This is a genomic window from Wolbachia endosymbiont (group A) of Epagoge grotiana, assembly GCF_947251775.1.
Taxonomy (GTDB): Bacteria; Pseudomonadota; Alphaproteobacteria; order Rickettsiales; family Anaplasmataceae; genus Wolbachia; species Wolbachia pipientis.
The window spans coordinates 91,461-108,862 of the sequence record NZ_OX366387.1 but is presented as its reverse complement, the minus strand read 5'-3'; the positions used below and the strand labels follow the sequence as shown (position 1 = coordinate 108,862).

Genomic DNA, 17,402 nt, shown 5'->3' with positions numbered 1-17,402 from the left:
GAGCTATAGTAGAAAATATTATACGCATGGTTGTTTTCGTGGAAAAAAGTCTAGACTGTGAAGTAGGGGAAAAAGTAAAAAGTTGGAGGTTAGAGCGAGGGTATACTCAAAAGGATTTAGCGGAGAAAATTGGTGTAAAGTACTGGGTAATACTGCAATATGAAAAAGGGAACCGTAAAATTTCAATTGAAAGGTTATATGCTATAACTGAGGCACTATCAATCAGTATTACTGATCTCATTCCTGTGTCAAAAAGCTGTCTTGAAGATGAGGGAGAGGAAATATTAAATCTAGTAAGAGAATATAAAAGGATTAACGATCAGGAGTTACGTAGAATGTTTTGTTTGCTAACCAAATTTGTCCAAGTTAGTGAGAAAAGTAGTAGAAAATCGGAAAAAATAAAAATTGCAAAGGGTCTGGTTAAAGCAGGAGTTTCTGTTGATATTGTTGCAAAAACAATTGGTCTCTCTGTTGATGAATGTGTTGAAGAAAAAGTTGGTTCTATATACTGCCAAATAGGAAAAAAGATAAAAGAATGGAGGCTAGTGAGAGAGTATACTCAAAAAGATTTAGCAGAGAAAATGAATACAACCCGTCACGAAATAAGCAACTATGAACAAGGACGCGTAGCCACTCCACTGGGAAAATTATATGAAATAGCGGAGGTGTTATCAATTAACATCATGGACCTACTTGAACTAACAGGAGATAAGATAGAAAATGAGCTGCCTGATTTGATTAAAGAATACAAAGAAATTGAGAGCCAAGAATTACGTAATGCACTAATAAAGTCTTTGTTTGAAGGGATACGTATTTGTGAGGAGAAAGTGAGAGAGGTAGAAAGGATTAAAGTTGCAAAGGATCTAGTAAAAGGGGGAATTTCTATTGATATTATCTTGCAAATAATCGGTTTATCTGCTGACCAAATTGCATAAAAGTTTATTTTTTTAATTGAGGTATATGTTTGTTTCTGTAAGTGATGTTAGTCCTATACGCTACAAAATAGGGCAAAAAATAGAAAATTGTAGGTTAATGCGAGGTCATACTCAAATAGAATTAGCAAGTAAAATAGGTTTAACATACCAAGAAGTGAACAGCTATGAAAATGGGTATATTCCTATTCCAGTTGGAGCACTATATGTAATAGCAAGAGTATTATTAGTTGATGTTGTAGATTTATTACCTGAACCAGTAGTAGTAAGAGAGTATGAAGATGAAGAAATACTCTATCTAACAAAAATATATGAGAATCAAAAGTTAGGCAAAATAGTACCTTCATTAGTAAGATTTGTTCATATTAGCGAGAAAATCAATCAAGAGGAGGCAAGATTAGAGGTAGCAAAAAATCTAGTTAAAGAAGGAGTATCAGTTGACATAATTTCCCAAGCAACCGGCTTATCTATTTACGAGTATAATGATACAAGAAAAGAAGTCTGCACTGACTCTATATATTACAGAATAGGACAAAGAATAAGAGAATGGAGGTTGATAAGGAGATATACTCAAAAAGATTTGGCGGATAAAGTTGGTGTAACACTCAAGGAAATACACGAATATGAAAAAGGATATACTGAAATATCATTTGATAAATTATATGAAATAGCAGGGGAATTATCAGTGAATATTAAAGTTCTGCTGCCTAAAACAAGAGAAAGCAAAAAGCTATTGAGTTTAATGGATGAGTACGGAGAACAAGAATCATTAGTCAAATCTCTATCTGAAGATATGAAAAGTGGCAAGGAAAAAGTTAAAAAAACAGAAAGGATCAAGGTTGCAAAAAATCTAGCAAAGGAAGGTGTTGCTATTGATATTATTGTGCGAGCAAGTGGCCTAACTGCCGATGAGTGTGAAAATTGAATTGTGTTTAAGATATAAGTAAAAATGGTTAATATATTATCTATTCTAAACCCTTATTTAGCTCTGCAGAATTTTTTTGGCATTTCTACGTATCAAGATAAAACATCACAGAATTTATCGACTACTTTTTGATTTTCCTCTATCATTGCATTTGCTTCTTGCTGAAGAGATTTGATATTTTTTGATGTAATATTATCCATGTCAGGTGATGCTATTTTTAGTTGCGATTGTATACGTATATATTTATCAGCTATAACTTGATCAAGTTGGTAATTTACTGCATCTAAACTTGAGGCAAACATTACGTTCAACAGAGGTTTTATCCAACCTATCTTTCCAAATCTCCTTGAATTAGCTATGCTTCTATCTCTTCTTCCAGTACCTATTGATAACAGTAGAATATCATCATTTGGAAATAACCTCTTACCACTTGCATATGCACAAGCCGCTGGATTATTGGCAAACACCCCACCATCCACTAATACTCTTTTTATCTGGTTAATTTTGAGATGTTTTGGCATGAAATAAGTAGGTGCAGCCGTTGCAGCTCTGAGTGCATCTTTCAGCTTAATATTACCTTCTTTCCAGCTTTTAAAGAAAAATGGACGATTATTGTGAATATCATAACTTGTTATCAGTACCTTACTTAATGTGTTTTTTAGAATATCCTCTCCAAAATATTTATCCAGTACAGATTCAATATTTTTATGTGGGTATTGTGCGCAGTTAAACCAAGATAATATTGATCTCCTAAAAAATGAAGACTTAAAAATATATGCTCCGTACTCTTGGTAAAGCTCAACTAAATCATTGGCTGAATATTGGGGATTTCCTCGTTCATCTTTTCTACATAATCCCGCTACAACAATTCCACCGGTTGAAGTACCTGCTATAAGATCAAAGATTTCAGCTATAGTTCTTCTTGTTCTTTTTTCTATTTCTGCTAGTATAATGGCTGGTATGATGCCCCTTATGCCTCCACCGTCAACTGAAAGAATATATTTGGCCATGTTTAGATATTTATTGATTTTTTTGACTTTCCATAAGATGGTACAAGCCTCCACCTTCTAGGTGGAGAAACTTTAGTTTGTCAATGTCATAACTGTACTTTATAAAGTATAGTTATGACGGAATATGACAAAGGAAAACACACTGTATTTTATCATAGGTACCATATAGTCTGGATTACAAAATATCGGTACAGAGTATTAACTAAGGCTATGAAGGAGAGAATACGAACAATCATAGCAGAAGTATCTGAAGAAATGGGGATTAAGATAGAAAACGGAGTAATATCATCAGATCATTTACATTTATTCGTAGTAATACCTCCTCATATAGCTGTGAGTGATTTTGTTCAAAGAGCCAAAGGCAGGTCTTCACGCAAAGTTCAACAAGAATTTCCAGAGCTAAATAAAATGTACTGGGGAAAGCGTTTTTGGGGAAGAGGATACTTTAGTGCTACCAGCGGACATATCACAGATGAAGTCATTAATGAGTACATCAATAAACATACAGATGCACATCAGCCTCATTCTATATCTAGTATAAGATTGGAGTAGCTTTAGCTTCTCACCGCGCTTCCAGCGCTATATCCAACCTTTCGGCTCTCAGCCGATAGTGGTTGAGTTGTTTGCTTTTATCAGGTTGTGTTTCTTGTCCAAGTACTACTGTATGTTTCACTCCTAGAGAAAATTGCACCAACCTAATAATTGATTCCGTGGATCATGCTAAAAAATCCGTGTTGGTTCAGGCATACCAATTTACCTCAAAGCCTATTGCTGAATCCTTAGTTCAAGCTAAAAAGCGTGGAGTTGATGTCATGGTTATTCTCGACGAATCGCAAGTTAGCTCAAAGTATAGTGTTATTAATGAACTGTTTCATCAAAAAATCCCAATATACATAGACTATAAACCTGCAATTTCACACAGTAAAATTATGATTATTGATGAGCAAAAAATCATAACTGGATCTTTCAATTTCTCTGACGCCGCGCAGAAAAAAAACGCTGAGAATCTACTGATTATAACAGGAGACCCTACATTAGTTGAGCAATACATCGAAAACTGGAAGGATCGTCAATCTCAATCTGATCCTTATACACCAAAAGTAGAAGAATAATTACTTTAAATCAGCTTTAAGCTCATCCAATTCCTCAGAAAGATTTTTTACCCTTTCCTCAAGTACTAATACTTTTTCCATTAAACCATATTCAATAAGTTTATCGTGAAATTGTACCCTTGAGTCTAGCTTGGATAACCACCATATGATTGCTACGGTTTGGATTAATATGGTAATAATTACCGTAATTGGGATTTTTTGCTTTTTCATGTGAAAATATTAACTTGTTATGGATAGTTTTAGAAGTTTATATACAGATTATAGAAAACTTACAGCTTTAGTGATTACTTTTTGTTGATTCGTATTGATCCTCTGCTTTAGCAAGTAGCTTTATGATTTTATCGTAATGTTTGTTATTTTTATTGTGTCGCGATTCCACTACAGCCATATTTCTAGGTCTTCTTCCGTCTTGGGCTGTAGCTGTAGGATTTGCTCCTTTGCTTAGTAAAAACTCAACGATTTCCAAATGTCCCTTATCTGCTGCATGGTGCAAAGCTGTCCATCCCATATACCCACCTGTAGCATTTATATTTGCTTTTTCTTTCACTAAAAACTCAACAATTCTTAGACACCCAGAATCAGATGCATGATGTAATGCTGTTAACTTATTAATCTGTACGCTAGTATCTAACAAATTTTCTACTGAGAATTTAACAATCTCTAAGTTACAATTTTCAGATGCAATTTGTAATATTGTTTTATAATTATCTGTAGCTTTTGCTTTCATATAGCAATAAGTAATAATAACACATACTACTGTTACTATAAACCACCAAAAATGTAGCTTATTTCTTGAGTCTCTATTCATATTCAATACCTTTTTCAATATTAAACATTTGTTTTACTGATTTTTTCTTAACGTTGATGCTGATAACATAGTGCGATAACCTGAACCATCTAACATGTGTTCTGCTCTGTCAATTATCCATTCACCGTCTATATCTTGATGAAACCCTAACAAGCTAAGTTTTGCCTCTGCAAATAGTTCTGGATTACCAGGGATAGTGATATCCAATACTGCATTATTTCGCTTTAGTTGTTTTAACTTAGCATTTGCTGCACTTAGTGCTGATTCTACATTAGAGTAAAGCGTTTGTATAGTATAACTTGGACTACCAGAACCAGCTATTTCTGATATAGTTTCACCTTTTTCATAGCTATGCCATTTTGCAATTACTGAGTTGTACCTACTCACGGTAAAGTGAACCTTCCAATTTATTGTGTCTTGAGGTCTAATAGCTATTGTTCCTAAAGCTTTTCCAGTTGCCGACTTTGCTTTGCCTTTTGGAATAAAAAGTATGTATCCGCCAGCTAACTTTGCCATTGCCTCGCGTTCTATTGCTATTTTTGTTAGTAAACTTATATCACTTTCTTCTGTTTGGTTAATATATGGAATCAACACATTTTCAAATTCTTCTGCAACTCTGCACCCATATCCGTGCTTTTCTGCTATTTCCTTAACCAAGCTACCTAGAGTAATTTGATGCCATTCTTTAGATGCTTTCTCCTTTAATGATAGTCTTAAATTTGTTGCATGAGCTTTGATTAGTAGAGTCTTAGGTGGACTTTGTATTGTAACTTCGTTGACTGTATATATGCCCATTGGTAAGACTCCAGTTTCTCTGTAACCTAGAGCGATATTTAATTCATTCGGAACATCTGTGTTTTCATCCCTATAATCAACATGTACTTCAACTACATCATCTATAGTTCCAGATTCATCTGTAAGGCGCAATGATATAACTCTATCTCTAATTGATTCACATTTATCTATTATAAAATCTGGCTGCATTTATTCCCATACTTTTAATTTTGACTTTTGTAGAGGTTTTTCTGTTACAGGCAATTTAATTTTTAGTCCTACCGGTAAAAAACTTCCATGTTCTGCAAGGCCTGGATTTTTAAGCAATACTTCCTCCACTATTCCATCGGTAAATCCATAATGTTTCCAGCAAATCAGATCTAGCATTTCTCCTTCTTTAGTTAAGTAATATATAGTCATCTATAGCTCTTCAAACTCAAACTAAATTCAACTTTTCTTGGTAGTCCATTAGGTAAAAAATACATCTGCTTTTCTTCTAACCTAGTAATTACGAATTGTCCTAAAATATTACCTAGACTATCTACTAAAACATGCGGTTTTTCAGCTTCTTTCATATTCTTTAATTGATTTACTCTGTTGAGAATATTAAGGTAAATAACTCCTTCTATATCTACATTTTCCACTCCTCGACCAATATTTTGTAGTGACGGCATTTTATCGATACATTCAATTACACTCCAACGATTTTCTTTACTATACTTCAAACTTATCGGAGTAAATTTATATGGACCAAGAGATAACACAAATAAAAAATTTTTAAAAACATAGTTGATCAATAAAACGTCTCTACTGTATCAAATAAAACATCACGTGATTTTTCTCTTATCCTTTTTATTACTTCATCTGCAAGACTACGAACATCTTGATTTGGCTCTGCTTTAATGCTGATAGTGTAATTATTAGTGATGTTCTGAGTTTTATTTTGTTCTTTATTTTCAAATTTACTCCTTCCAAAATCTGCAAATATCTTATCATTATCGCTCTCTGTAAACTTTTTCTCCTCAATAAGGCTTTTGATTCTGAAATTATTCTGATTTCTCTTGGAAAATTCTTTAATTATACTGTTACTTAGCAAAGGATTTCCACTGTTGAGAATATTACTCTTTAGGGGACTATGTACTGCTTTTACTTCAGTTTTTCTTTTTTCAAACTCTTTCAGTGGGCTATTCCCTAATACTTTTCCAAATACACTTTCCCCTATCCATGAAAAAGCTTCTTCTATGGGTTTTATTATCGATTTCCAAAAGCTAGAGAAAAAGTCTTTCACCTTTTGCCAGTTAGTGATAACAAGAGCTGCGCCAGTAACAAGTCCAGCAATTAAAAGCCCTATAGGATTACTCATTACAGCAAGCGTTATTGCTCTTAGTCCTGTTACTACTGCAGGAAAAACTGTAGCTGATAAAAATGAAAATACTCCAAGTAGGTTTGCTTTCAGACCAAAAATCGTACTTCCTAGCAATGTAAATCCGTATCCTAGTCCTACTGCTGCAATTTTTAAACTTATCAAAGCTGCTACAGTACCCATGATCGTCGTGGTTAAAGTTGGATATTTTTCTGCAAAAGAAGCTATATGCTCTGTTATTGTTTTCAAACTTCCAGCTACATAATTCAAGGTAGGTAACATTACTGACCCTAGATTCATGCCAGCTTCAACTATTGCATTTTTAAGTAATTGTAATTTATTAGCTGTAGTGTCTGCACGATTTTTGAATTCTTCTTGCAGAGAGCTTCCGTACTTTTCTGTATTAGCCAGTAACTTTATTGCATCCTCATACTTATTAAAACTTCCAGCTAATAATGCAATATCATCTTGATATTCCTGACCGAAAAGTTTCATCAGGATTGTAGAACGCTCCTGATTATCCATTTTCTTTAGAGTTTGAAAAAAGTGAAGTAGTGCTTCTTCTCCGCTTTCACTGATCCTTTGTACCATTTCTTCCGCGGTTATGCCCATTTCTTCTAGTGCTGCTTTGAATTCTTTTCCTTGACCTTCAGCAGTTTGAAGTTTGCTAAGCAGTGCATTTATAGCAGTTGCAGCTTTTGCTGGTTGTTTACCTAAACTAATAAAAGCATTTACTAAGCTGCTTGTTTGTTCAAACTTTAATCCAAACTGCTTTGCAGTACCACCAACTGTTGCTAGAGCTTCAACCATATCTTTTGCTTTGGCAGCAGTGTTATCTGATAAGTGGTTGATTACATTACCAACATGCTCCATTTCACTAACATCAATTCCATAAACGTTAGAAAGTTTAGCTATGGAATCACCTGCTTGCTCTGCAGACATATCAAATGCTGTAGACATTTTTGCTACTGTTTCTGTAAACTTAAAAAGATCTTCTTTCTTGATACCAAGCTGTCCACCGCTTGCAGCTATTTGTGCTAATTCTGCGGCTGATAATGGTATTGTTCTTGACATTTCCTTTAACCCTTCAGCAAATTTAGTTACTTCATCTTTTTTATTATCAAACTTTACTACCTTCTTAACATCAGCCATAGCCGATTCAAAATCAATCGCAACTTTAACTGGAGCTGCAAGCGAAAGACCTAGCCCAATAGTCTCTATAATTTGTGACTTAAAATGTGCTTTACTTGCTAAAAAACTTTGGTGACTACGTATTGCAGACCCAAGCTTACCATACTTACCTTTTAGCACTTCAATAGAAGAACCAAGTTTATATTGATCACTTACTAATGACTTAATATTTCTTCCACTTTTTCTTACTTCTTCATTAAATGAATGTAAAGCATCTCTCTTTTTCAAATATGCTTCTTTTGCTTTTGTTGCAGAAAACTTAGCTTTATCAAACTCAGCTTTTAAAGTTTTGCTTGGTTTCTCTATCGCTTTCATTTGTTTAGCTAAAGATTTTACTTGATCCTCAAAACCTTTCCATGACCTCTTGCTAGTCAAAACATCATGACCCAACTGCTTAAACTTTGATACTGATTTTAAAGATGAGTCAAGCTTTCTTATATTCTCACCAAGATGAGTAAGTTGACTACTACTTCCTTTTATTACAGTATTAAAACTGCCATCTAAGACTGCTCCGATTTTTATAGATAACGTTGACATTGTACCTTCCTCGCTGCTTCATGCCATAAGATAAATTCGTTAATTTCCATATCAAGCAAAGGCTCAATTCCACTACCAATAATAGAACTGAGCTCGGTTACTTCTGACCTCAAGTTTTTTGGATAATTGGTGAAAAAAAATCTTTTAATACCTCTTGCACTTTTACATAATCAGCAATATCTAACTCTTCAATCGCTTCTTTTGCAACTGATGTCAAATTGGCAGTCAAAGTTACTTCCTTATTTAGGTCACTACCATTAAGGCGTTCTATTACCAAATAGTCTCTAACTTTTGGACGTCTAACAGTAAGTTCTGAGACAGAAATACCATCAACTGTTATTGGGTTATTAAGTGTTATAGCTTGCATGTTCCTCCTTAAAAAGTTAATTAAATAAAAGTCTATACCGGCTTTTACATAACTAATTTTTTTTATTACAGTTTTTATGTTTGATTGAAGAGATAACCTAATATAAAAGTTGTAGTAGGGATTATTTCCTTTCCACTTGGATTAATTCTTGAACTTCATCGACAGAAAGACCTGTACACTTGACAATAGTGCTAATATCAACATTATTAGTCAACATCGCTTTTGCAACTTCAATCTTTCCTTCTTTTTTGGCATCATCAAGTTTTTGAGCAAGGACAGCCTGTTCATCACGAATACGCTTAGTCTCCTGTTCATAGGCTATAAACTCTTTTTCTGACCAGTTAAACCTGTTTAGCTCTTCATACGCTTTTTTGATTATTACGTCACTTCCTGTTATTCTTTCCAATTCTTCTTCACTTGTTTCATCAGCGTACTTAAAAAAATACACCCACTTCTCAACTATATTTGAAAGCTGATCTTCTTTAGTTTTGGAAAATTTAGGCAGTTCAATAAATACAAAGTAAAAATCTTTTAGATCATGTTCATTAGTATCTTCATCCCGAATGGTGTGTTTTGATTTATACTCAGACTTATCCGGAAATAGTATACAGTCTGCTATAGCAATAAAGATAATTTCCTTAAGGTCATGGTATTGATCACCTTTATCTGCTTGTCTTGAATAGGCTTTAGCAGCGTAATATTGGGCACGTTTTTCAAAGCCTTTGGTTTTAGCAACCTGCATCTCAATTATCCATTGTACTCCTGTTGAATCTTTACATAGCACATCAACAATACTTTGCTTTTTAGCGGCAATTTCGGGATCTTGAATAGTACTTAAAAACTCTATATCCTGTATTGCATTTTTGCCAGTAAAGCTCAGAATATCATTGAGGAAGTGAATGAGGATGTCTTTATTCTTTTCTGTACCAAAGATACGGCGAAATGCTATATCATTTTTAGGGTCGAGAAATTTAGATAAAGCCATAGCACAAATGCTTAAAAAACATTAATAATTATACAGTATTATCAGTAATTTTTCAATAAAAAAGTGGTTATATGAAAAGGCATCCATCTATTCCATTAAATCCCTAAAATCGTTTGCAGCAAGGCCATTTGATCAACACCGTTAATCTTACGGATCATGTTCTCAGCATCGATTTCTATTAATTCATTACTACCGATAGTAAGTTTATAGTAATGAGCAGCTACAGTACACTTCAGCGTTGCTTTTTCAGCAGGTTTCCAGCTACCAAAATCAAATTCTCTGAATATGCCCCTAAGGTTGATTATTACTCCTTCAATATCATTACCTTGCATTCCACCTCTGAGTGTCAAAGAAACTGAATTCCCATTTATTAGACCAAATAGCCGAAAGAGCTCTGTATCGTATTCAGAAAAAGTGAAATCTGCTTCAATCTTTTCCATGCCCATATCAATATTTACTGGAATATCCATACCACCAGCACGGTACTCTTCTGTTTTTATGGTAAGCTTTGGTAGCGTTATCTCATCAATTTTTCCTGCATAACCCCGACCATCTACGAATACATTAAAATTCTTTAAAATCTTCGGTAACATCTCTTTCTCCCATTTTTATAATATTGTACCACTCACAAGATGTGACCTGAAAGTAATCTGTTCTGCCGGATATGGTGGTGTAAACTCGAAGTCAAAATACACTTTCCCGCTTGCAATGCTTGCCGGTGTATTGAGCTCTGGTGTTGCATAACATTTTCCACTGATAATAGCTCCTTGCGCTTTTAAATTGGCCAAATAAGAATTCACCCCCTCAATCACATCATCTATATAAGTTTTGGTGATATTGCGATCAACTGCCCATAGATGAGCTCGAAGTAAACTATCGTTGATTAAATCTGCAGTCCTTCTCACTGACAGAAAAGCCCATTTTGAGTCATTTGAACATGTTCTATTTCCCCAAAGCCTATAGCCGTTTTGATGAATTATCGTTGTTACTTCATTTTCATTTAAGTGGTTTGCTCTGCAATTTGTATTACCGAGCGTAAAATCAATAGGCCTGCTTGTTCCAACAATACCGTTTATTTCTTTATTTGAAGGTGAGTGCCAGAAGCCTTGCTCGCTGTCTATCTTAGCTATTAAACCAGCTACAAATGGACTTGCTGGCCTTTCTTCCCCTTCAAATACCTTAACCCATGGGTCAACCACGTAAACTCTTGAGCTGCCTACACTTTTTCTCCACTTTATTGCTTCTTCATCATTGGTATTTGGACCATCTGCTACTATTATGCTTCTCAGCTTTTCTGCTACTCCTATCAAAGCTGCTACTACTGGGTTTTTAGGATTTTCAGATTCAGGCAATTGATGAGTAAATTGAGGTGCAATTAATATTCTTGGAGCAACATGAATTATACTTTCACTGCTGAGGAATGCCTCTATCCCTTGATACTCTCCAGTCTCTTTATCAACTCCACCGATTATACTTTGAATAGTTTCACTTTCTTTGAGCTTTGAATCGCTGTTTTCACTTTCTTCAACTCGAATAACTACTACTGTTGCACCAACTTGAGAAAATATTCCATTTACTGCAGAAGGCAAAGTTCCTTTTTTCCCAAGCTTTGCTGCTTCTTTTAAGCTTCCCGCTATTAATACTGGACTACTCAGTGGAAATTTTTGCTCGTCAGCATCAGGTGCAGTACCAATTACACCTATCACTGATGATTTAGCTGTACGTACTGTCTTTGCTCCTGAGGTTACCTCAATAACATTTACGCCATGTAAAAATTCTTCAGCCATTTCTTTGTATTTTTTTCCTGAAATCATCTAGCAAAGTCTGTAGCTCATTTTCACTTTTAGCTTCTTCAATCTTTCTTTTGGCTAAATCTTCAAGCTCTTCACATTTAATTATTGCTTTTACTGCTTTTTTCACTTTTTCCTCAATTATTCTTGCCATTTCAATAACCGTAATACCACGGACTTTTGCTAAAGGTTCTATAATTTCTTTATCCTTTTTATTCATAGATTCTGGTGCTGCTAGAATGCTTTTTGCGGCTTCCGCTTGAATCTCATAAGATTTAGCTTTTTGGTGAGAATGACCTGCATATTGGTGAGTATGATTATCATAATAGAAACGCATACTATCAAATGCACAAAGCTTCGCATTATCCAGTAACTCCTTTTGTATATCTTCTTTAGTACGCTGAGCAATTTCTCCTCCTTCTGTTAAACAATAACTTTTTTGCCAATCAAAATTCTTTGGCGCTTCATACCAATCATTTCCTGTTGGCTTGTTTTCAAGTGTTGTTGTTTCAATCTGCTTGTGGTTTTCAAAACGTATATAAATAGTCACAAATTCCTCCTCATTGCCATATTTGATCAGTTCGTTCTAATCCTGGACATTGCCAAGCTTTTAGCGTTCTCTCCACATCTACCTCAAGCCCTGTGGTGAGAAAATTGCTACGTATGTTATAAATCCCCCACTGAATAAATTGACCATAGTTGTGTACATAATTTGATGCAAGCATACCTTGACTAACTTGTGTTCTGGAATACAGATAAGATGATGTGTAAAGTAATATTGCAACTGTTTTTCCTGCTGGAATCTCCACATTACCAGATCCGGCTAACTTGCTATCAGAACTCGTGTATTGGTAAACATTTTTCCATACTATTTTTGAAATACTTGATTTATTAGAATTAGTGTTATCAGGAGTTCCCACAAATAATCCTGCTCCCCCATACTCCGTACTCGAATACGATGATCCAACAAATTCCATTGTCTTATTTATGTTCACATTGGTTGTATTTTTTACAAATACTACTCCAAGTGCAGCATACGGATAATAGTATATCTCATCATAACTACCCGAAAAACTTTTTGTGCATAACTCTCCGTAAATAAATGTTCCTTTACTTCCCTCTATAAAACTTAGTTGTCTTGGCCGATAAAAACTAACGTAATCTGTATTGTACGTATGGCTACCTGCTAGTAATTGCAACATATAGTCGGTTTTTGTTATATCACTACTCCACCTTCCAAGCTCTGTCGTAAAAGTTCCGTGGCCAAAATAATTATTTTTTCTGCCAAGTACACCAAATAAGAAAGGTAATGCTCCAGGTTCAATCATGTGACGCTTTCTTACTTCTTTCATGATTGATGAGCCACTTGGTACATCATTTATGGAGTTAAGCTTGGTTGGTTCTCTGCTCCTGATCTCTTTCATAATTGACGAACCACTTGGCACATCATTCACAGCACGAAAGTTATCTACTAAACCCTTAAGACCATCTTTATGATCATTGCCAACACTATTTATTGCTGCAATACTGGCATTCTTTCTCGTATCAAGTAGCGATAAATTTGTTGTTCCTTTTTCATCAATTCTCTTTAATAACTGCTTCTCTGATTCAGAGATCACTGCTAAAGAACTAGCTTTTTTATTATCCAGATCAGTTAAGTGTTTTTTTGCACTATCAAGAAGTTCTTTTAGCTTACCATCAGTCATCTGTACAATTTCAGAAACTGCACTTTTGTCGACTATTGATTCCAATGCTTTAGCAAGATATGCTAATTGATCTGGTGTACTGTTTGCTGCTAAATCCTTAAGCCTCTTTTGTAGTGCATCAATTATCTCTTTTACCTCAGTCATCTGCACAATGTCAGCAATAGCTTTTTTATCTGCTATCAATTCCAGCGATTTTGCAAGATATGCCAGTTGATCAGGTGTGCTGTTTGCTGCTAAATCCTTTATCCTTTGGTATATTGCTTCTTTCATTTCCAAAAATTTAAAAAAGTCTCAAAATTAAACCGCTCAAAATTACTCTTAAGTTGATTATGCTCATCTTCTCTTTCGGTAATATCTTCATCTATTTTCTTAATTGTGGTACGGATACGAACAACATCTTCCACTGCAATATTCTCTGGGTGTGGCAAAGGATATCCGCGCCTCGTTTCATCATTTGGCATTTTCTTACGTTATAACAACCCGCAAGTTTTTTACCTTTGGCCGATAAATAACCGTTCCACTTAAAACCAATTTTACCCTTGTTTCATTGCTATTAAAGTTTGTTAGTACATGAGTTCTCTCCACCCAATTTTCCCCAATAGGTTTTCCTGATGTTAAATTTACTAATTGCCATCCTTTGACGCTTTGTTCCACATATGCTTTAACATCTGCAGTGCCAGGTATTAGCGCATCATAGGTAATTGTTATCTTAGTGTTAGCTCCTGCTGTAATGCTCCTTGTAACATAATCTCCGGACTCTGAAAGATTACCTAGAACTAGCTGTAACCCAGGATAGAGAACAGGACTTTTTTCTTTTGCACCTTTTAAATTTGCCTTTACTGTTAACTCTCCAGATAGTCTTTCACGCAGCGCGAGCGGCAAATTATCAGACAAAAAGTTTTCTTTCCCTTCTTCATCTGTTAAGATAAATTCTACATTGGTATCAAATGCTACTTTTTCAACATTTGTTAAAACTATTAAATCTGATACGTTGTTTGCAGTGACTTTACCAAGATCAATAACATGAGAATTTTCACTAAATTTTGCAGCTAGTAGTCGAAACGTTAAATCTAAATTTTGATGCGGAGTCCAGGTACTTGCATTACTTGATGATAGTAATACTCCTACTTGATATGGCTGACTCGTTACCCAGCGGCTATTTACTACATCATATTTGCCAAGCTCTGCTATTTTTACTGCTGTATCTGCATCATCGGTTAGCAAAACTATTGCATATTCTCTGCTAGATTCACACCAGACAGGAGACCAAGTTATACGTGTTGCTGTGCCATCTATCTTTATATCTTTTGGCTCAATATAGCTTTCAGCAATGACAGTCTGCGAGGGCATTCCCACTGCTGTTTCTCTAATCTGCACAACAACACGTTTTTTGCCTTTATTTACAAACCATAGCTCCACGCCTCCTATGTGTCTGCTCTCATTTAGCGTAAATGTTTGGGCTAAAGGATCAACTCGTCTTGCTGCGATCACTCTTCTTCTTTCTTCTATGGTAATAGTTTTTTTACCAGTATAAGTTGCCTCTCCATAGCTTCCTTTATCCCCATAAAACTGTACTAATTTAGTACCTGCTGGAATGTTTGCTGGGATTTTTATCTTTCCACTTATTCGTCCTTGATTTTCCACTTTTTTCCTCTATGGTATGGGTTGAATGCTTAGGCCATCAAATTTTACTTCCTTAAGCTTTTCACCAGTTGCAAAACCTTCAATCTCAAAATTTTGAGTTGCTTCTCGCATAAATTCAGTTTCGTATGAGGTACTTGACAGCAGCTCTGTTGTTTCTTTAACATTAAACACTCTGGTTACTGGACTTTTCCAATTCGTAGTAACCTCCGTCCAGTGATCTATATTTTTGTTCATGGTAACTTTTGCCGGGACTGGGTCAAAAGCTTGATATGGATTGATCTTTTCTCCTTTGGTCTGTAAAAGCTGCTCCAGTACCGGTTCAAGTTCATATGGCAACAAATAAGTTTTTTCTCCTCCATCAATATCAGCAATCGTTACATCTATTGGTAAAATTAGTTCCTTATTTACTATTGCTGCAGACTGCAAAATTCCTTGATCACGCATATCATCATCAAAGAACGAATCAACAAATACTCCTTTTTTGGTGGTAGGTTCTCTTGAATTTGCATCATTGCGTAAACGCTCCTGTGCAACAAGTGCATAAAGATCATTTATTCCTTTTTTCATTGCTTCAAGCTCATTCATCGGTACAGCATGAATAGCATTATTCACTATTTTTACCCCTTCGCCTTTTTTCCACGTCTGATGAATGTAGCAGAGCAAAAGTTGTCCACTAGGCGCTCTAGGCATTGATGGTCGCCAAGGGTGAGAAATTCCTTTTATTCTTCTTACCACTCCTTTGCTATCGATAGTAATTAAATCATAGCGGGGCATTTTCCAGGTGTAATCAATCAGAACCAAGCTGTTATCAACTGCTCTTTTTACTTTGCATCCCTGTTCACTTATATCTTCAGGGCTTACATGAGTGCGACAGCGATAGGTTATTAGGTAACTACTTCCAGGAGCTGGTTCTTTACCTGGTAATGACCAATCAACATTTCCTGCATTTAACTTATAGTCTATACTATTTTCATAAATAACATTGCCTTGTTTAACTTGAATAATCTCAAGTACTGCAGAGTCAGGTATCGGATCAATAGCTCCAGAATATGAACCATGAGTAATGGTAATGGTTTTTTGAACAGTGATATCTACTTTTTTAATTTCACTTATTGGAAAATCATTAACTTTAAGTTCCATTACTCTTTGGCTATTTGGCTGAAAAGTATGTGGTTCTGATTCAACTGATTTTATATCCGGATCTTCATCAAAAGAAACACGAATACTGTGAGGAAGTTCAATCTCATAGCCATCAACATGAGCTTTGCCCTCATTAATTACAAATATTTTTTTTCCTCCTTCCCCCTCTTCCTTTTGCAGGAACATTACTTCAAGACCATTTACGACGTAGGAACCATTTGCTTCTTTGTCATAACGAGCAAGAGCAGTAGTTACTATGTTTGCTTGTGGAGGTGGTGAATGTTCTATTAATACTCCATTTTCAATGTTATAGATTGGATAAAACTCTCCTTCAGAAAAACGTGGAGAAAGACCTTCTGCTTGATAACCCCAAATGGTGGAAACTTTAAGCCTTGCAGCTCCTACTTCCTGATAGTTTCTTGTACCAACTGCAGGATCACGAAGATTTTCATCCTCAAGTTCTGTAATCGTAGATTCTACGTAATAAACACCGATACGAACTATAGTATTAAGAGGAACAACAAACTCTTCTTTTTCGACTTTTCTAACTGCACCACGCAGATAGATTTTTCCTCCTTCAAGTGTAACTTTACCAGTTTCTCTATCTATAATACAATTGCTTCCTGTTATAACATCACCATCACGAAATATTGCATCACCTATGCCTTTAAGCTTAGAGAGAGCATACTCCTGAGTCTCGTTTAGTTCTGCTGACTGTAGACCTCTTCCTGCAAGAAACAAGCTTTTTTCGTATTCTTTATCAGGATTAAAGCGGTTGTAATAGCTGCTTAAGGTCATTAATTAACCTCTGCCTTATAAGGTATTATCACCATAATCTCCTCTATTTTATCTGCATTAGTTGCTTTTATAACCCAATCACTTTCTAGCTGAGTTACGGTTACTTTATGGGTATTTCTATCCCAAATATTACTACCAAGTTTTATATCCACCTGACTTTCATCTGAGATCTTTGGTATGAGGTAAACACCGTTATAACTTAAATCAATTTCTGGGTTTTTAATCTCTGCGGGAAAAGTAGGTTTAAACTTAAGCTCTGATGATTGTTTAAATCTTTGCCACTCTTCTTGATCAAACTCGCTTAACTTCACTGCCAGCAT

At 35.2% G+C, this 17,402-nt stretch carries 22 protein-coding genes; 4 read left to right on the top strand and 18 right to left on the bottom strand.

Annotated features, from left to right (window positions below; genetic code table 11):
• Positions 1-26 precede the first annotated feature (26 nt).
• Both wmk (OPR50_RS00615) and wmk (OPR50_RS00610) read left to right on the top strand, forming a co-directional pair.
• Positions 27-935: a WO male-killing family protein Wmk gene (wmk, locus tag OPR50_RS00615; protein WP_211908123.1), complete on the top strand. Its 909-nt coding sequence runs from the start codon at positions 27-29 to the stop codon at positions 933-935.
• A gap of 25 nt (positions 936-960) precedes the next feature.
• Entirely contained in the window at positions 961-1,857 is an 897-nt protein-coding gene (wmk, locus tag OPR50_RS00610; RefSeq protein ID WP_265024112.1) for a WO male-killing family protein Wmk, read from the top strand.
• Positions 1,858-1,949: 92 nt separating this feature from the next.
• Here wmk (OPR50_RS00610) and OPR50_RS00605 read toward each other — a convergent pair whose 3' ends face one another.
• Positions 1,950-2,867, bottom strand: a complete 918-nt coding sequence (locus OPR50_RS00605; protein ID WP_264374795.1) for a patatin-like phospholipase family protein — start codon at positions 2,865-2,867, stop codon at positions 1,950-1,952.
• A 114-nt stretch (positions 2,868-2,981) separates the two neighbouring features.
• Between OPR50_RS00605 and tnpA the strand changes: the two genes are divergently transcribed.
• Positions 2,982-3,419, top strand: coding sequence for an IS200/IS605 family transposase (gene tnpA / locus OPR50_RS00600; RefSeq protein ID WP_006279552.1), 438 nt, complete (start codon positions 2,982-2,984; stop codon positions 3,417-3,419).
• A 62-nt stretch (positions 3,420-3,481) separates the two neighbouring features.
• The gene (locus tag OPR50_RS00595) at positions 3,482-3,979 is read left to right on the top strand and encodes a phospholipase D family nuclease (protein WP_265024111.1); all 498 of its coding nucleotides are present in this window, start codon (positions 3,482-3,484) and stop codon (positions 3,977-3,979) included.
• Here the strand turns inward: OPR50_RS00595 and OPR50_RS00590 are convergent, their stop codons facing one another.
• From OPR50_RS00590 to OPR50_RS00510, 17 genes are all read right to left on the bottom strand, one after another.
• Positions 3,980-4,189 carry a hypothetical protein gene (locus OPR50_RS00590; RefSeq protein ID WP_264374793.1) on the bottom strand — a complete coding sequence of 70 codons (210 nt, stop codon included), beginning with the start codon at positions 4,187-4,189 and terminating at the stop codon, positions 3,980-3,982.
• A gap of 67 nt (positions 4,190-4,256) precedes the next feature.
• Positions 4,257-4,787, bottom strand: coding sequence for an ankyrin repeat domain-containing protein (locus OPR50_RS00585; protein WP_230609188.1), 531 nt, complete (start codon positions 4,785-4,787; stop codon positions 4,257-4,259).
• A gap of 33 nt (positions 4,788-4,820) precedes the next feature.
• Positions 4,821-5,771: a contractile injection system protein, VgrG/Pvc8 family gene (locus OPR50_RS00580; RefSeq protein ID WP_264374792.1), complete on the bottom strand. Its 951-nt coding sequence runs from the start codon at positions 5,769-5,771 to the stop codon at positions 4,821-4,823.
• Complete coding sequence (locus OPR50_RS00575) at positions 5,772-5,981, bottom strand: tail protein X (RefSeq protein WP_064085527.1); 210 nt, start codon at positions 5,979-5,981, stop codon at positions 5,772-5,774.
• Complete coding sequence (locus tag OPR50_RS00570) at positions 5,978-6,325, bottom strand: phage tail protein (protein ID WP_230609191.1); 348 nt, start codon at positions 6,323-6,325, stop codon at positions 5,978-5,980. The genes OPR50_RS00575 and OPR50_RS00570 overlap by 4 nt, the downstream gene beginning before the upstream one ends.
• 29 nt (positions 6,326-6,354) lie before the next feature.
• Positions 6,355-8,652: a phage tail tape measure protein gene (locus OPR50_RS00565; RefSeq protein ID WP_264377281.1), complete on the bottom strand. Its 2,298-nt coding sequence runs from the start codon at positions 8,650-8,652 to the stop codon at positions 6,355-6,357.
• Positions 8,634-8,765 carry a hypothetical protein gene (locus OPR50_RS00560; RefSeq protein ID WP_265024110.1) on the bottom strand — a complete coding sequence of 44 codons (132 nt, stop codon included), beginning with the start codon at positions 8,763-8,765 and terminating at the stop codon, positions 8,634-8,636. Before OPR50_RS00560 ends, OPR50_RS00565 begins: the two co-directional genes overlap by 19 nt.
• Entirely contained in the window at positions 8,762-9,019 is a 258-nt protein-coding gene (locus tag OPR50_RS00555; protein WP_264374790.1) for a phage tail assembly protein, read from the bottom strand. The genes OPR50_RS00560 and OPR50_RS00555 overlap by 4 nt, the downstream gene beginning before the upstream one ends.
• A 121-nt stretch (positions 9,020-9,140) precedes the next feature.
• Entirely contained in the window at positions 9,141-10,004 is an 864-nt protein-coding gene (locus tag OPR50_RS00550; protein ID WP_265017161.1) for an Rpn family recombination-promoting nuclease/putative transposase, read from the bottom strand.
• A gap of 95 nt (positions 10,005-10,099) precedes the next feature.
• Complete coding sequence (locus OPR50_RS00545; RefSeq protein ID WP_265024109.1) at positions 10,100-10,597, bottom strand: phage major tail tube protein; 498 nt, start codon at positions 10,595-10,597, stop codon at positions 10,100-10,102.
• Between the two features lie 15 nt (positions 10,598-10,612).
• On the bottom strand, positions 10,613-11,791 hold the full coding sequence (locus OPR50_RS00540) for a phage tail sheath subtilisin-like domain-containing protein (protein WP_265024307.1): 1,179 nt from the start codon (positions 11,789-11,791) through the stop codon (positions 10,613-10,615).
• On the bottom strand, positions 11,784-12,344 hold the full coding sequence (locus OPR50_RS00535; RefSeq protein ID WP_265024108.1) for a hypothetical protein: 561 nt from the start codon (positions 12,342-12,344) through the stop codon (positions 11,784-11,786). Before OPR50_RS00535 ends, OPR50_RS00540 begins: the two co-directional genes overlap by 8 nt.
• Before the next feature lie 10 nt (positions 12,345-12,354).
• Positions 12,355-13,770 carry a hypothetical protein gene (locus OPR50_RS00530; protein ID WP_265024107.1) on the bottom strand — a complete coding sequence of 472 codons (1,416 nt, stop codon included), beginning with the start codon at positions 13,768-13,770 and terminating at the stop codon, positions 12,355-12,357.
• A complete protein-coding gene (locus tag OPR50_RS00525; protein ID WP_265023926.1) occupies positions 13,767-13,961 on the bottom strand; it encodes a hypothetical protein in 195 nt (64 codons plus the stop codon). The genes OPR50_RS00530 and OPR50_RS00525 overlap by 4 nt, the downstream gene beginning before the upstream one ends.
• A gap of 4 nt (positions 13,962-13,965) precedes the next feature.
• Complete coding sequence (locus OPR50_RS00520) at positions 13,966-15,144, bottom strand: hypothetical protein (protein ID WP_070356855.1); 1,179 nt, start codon at positions 15,142-15,144, stop codon at positions 13,966-13,968.
• A gap of 9 nt (positions 15,145-15,153) precedes the next feature.
• On the bottom strand, positions 15,154-17,082 hold the full coding sequence (locus OPR50_RS00515) for a DUF4815 domain-containing protein (RefSeq protein ID WP_265024106.1): 1,929 nt from the start codon (positions 17,080-17,082) through the stop codon (positions 15,154-15,156).
• A complete protein-coding gene (locus OPR50_RS00510) occupies positions 17,082-17,402 on the bottom strand; it encodes a hypothetical protein (protein ID WP_265024105.1) in 321 nt (106 codons plus the stop codon). The genes OPR50_RS00515 and OPR50_RS00510 overlap by 1 nt, the downstream gene beginning before the upstream one ends.

Bases quoted from the DNA above. Each gene is read 5' to 3' on its own strand.
- OPR50_RS00515 (WP_265024106.1), bottom strand. From the start codon at position 17,082: ATGACCTTAAGCAGCTATTACAACCGCTTTAATCCTGATAAAGAATAC.
- OPR50_RS00555 (WP_264374790.1), bottom strand. From the start codon at position 9,019: ATGCAAGCTATAACACTTAATAACCCAATAACAGTTGATGGTATTTCT.
- OPR50_RS00580 (WP_264374792.1), bottom strand. From the start codon at position 5,771: ATGCAGCCAGATTTTATAATAGATAAATGTGAATCAATTAGAGATAGA.
- OPR50_RS00525 (WP_265023926.1), bottom strand. From the start codon at position 13,961: ATGCCAAATGATGAAACGAGGCGCGGATATCCTTTGCCACACCCAGAG.
- wmk (WP_265024112.1), top strand. From the start codon at position 961: ATGTTTGTTTCTGTAAGTGATGTTAGTCCTATACGCTACAAAATAGGG.
- OPR50_RS00510 (WP_265024105.1), bottom strand. From the start codon at position 17,402: ATGCTGGCAGTGAAGTTAAGCGAGTTTGATCAAGAAGAGTGGCAAAGA.
- OPR50_RS00605 (WP_264374795.1), bottom strand. From the start codon at position 2,867: ATGGCCAAATATATTCTTTCAGTTGACGGTGGAGGCATAAGGGGCATC.
- OPR50_RS00565 (WP_264377281.1), bottom strand. From the start codon at position 8,652: ATGTCAACGTTATCTATAAAAATCGGAGCAGTCTTAGATGGCAGTTTT.
- OPR50_RS00530 (WP_265024107.1), bottom strand. From the start codon at position 13,770: ATGAAAGAAGCAATATACCAAAGGATAAAGGATTTAGCAGCAAACAGC.
- OPR50_RS00575 (WP_064085527.1), bottom strand. From the start codon at position 5,981: ATGACTATATATTACTTAACTAAAGAAGGAGAAATGCTAGATCTGATT.
- wmk (WP_211908123.1), top strand. From the start codon at position 27: ATGGTTGTTTTCGTGGAAAAAAGTCTAGACTGTGAAGTAGGGGAAAAA.
- OPR50_RS00550 (WP_265017161.1), bottom strand. From the start codon at position 10,004: ATGGCTTTATCTAAATTTCTCGACCCTAAAAATGATATAGCATTTCGC.
- OPR50_RS00585 (WP_230609188.1), bottom strand. From the start codon at position 4,787: ATGAATAGAGACTCAAGAAATAAGCTACATTTTTGGTGGTTTATAGTA.
- OPR50_RS00540 (WP_265024307.1), bottom strand. From the start codon at position 11,791: ATGGCTGAAGAATTTTTACATGGCGTAAATGTTATTGAGGTAACCTCA.
- OPR50_RS00545 (WP_265024109.1), bottom strand. From the start codon at position 10,597: ATGTTACCGAAGATTTTAAAGAATTTTAATGTATTCGTAGATGGTCGG.
- tnpA (WP_006279552.1), top strand. From the start codon at position 2,982: ATGACGGAATATGACAAAGGAAAACACACTGTATTTTATCATAGGTAC.
- OPR50_RS00590 (WP_264374793.1), bottom strand. From the start codon at position 4,189: ATGAAAAAGCAAAAAATCCCAATTACGGTAATTATTACCATATTAATC.